The sequence below is a fragment of the Burkholderia sp. Bp9142 genome (assembly GCF_003853415.1).
Lineage (GTDB): Bacteria > Pseudomonadota > Gammaproteobacteria > Burkholderiales > Burkholderiaceae > Burkholderia.
The window spans coordinates 1-341 of record NZ_QTPP01000118.1; the positions used below are offsets into that span (position 1 = coordinate 1).

At 54.3% G+C, this 341-nt stretch carries 1 pseudogene; it reads left to right on the top strand.

The window, feature by feature from the left end:
- A pseudogene (locus DIE22_RS38575) lies at positions 1-318 on the top strand (3-oxoacyl-ACP synthase); the annotation flags it as partial.
- Between the last annotated feature and the right edge of the window lie 23 nt (positions 319-341).

Consider the following 341-nt stretch of genomic DNA (forward strand, 5'->3'; position numbering starts at 1 on the left):
CGTTTCGCAGCTCAGTACTTCTTTGCGGCGCGTCGACTCGCGACGCAAACGAGCGCCGAAGCAAATGTGCCACCGGCAGAGATTCAGCGCATCTTGCCTTCCCATCTGGATCTGCCAACCTGGCGCCGAATTGTTGCATCGCTTGGTCTTCCAGCACGATGCCTATTTACTGACAACTTTGCCCGCATCGCACATGTGACGGTCAGTGATCCATTCATCAATCTCGTCGACTGTGACGATCTGATTCCCGGTAAGCCTTTCCTACTATGCGCCCGAGGAGTGGGAGGATTTTCCGCAGCGGCGCTCTTCATTCGCTAACAGGATCGTTGAATTCAGGAAAT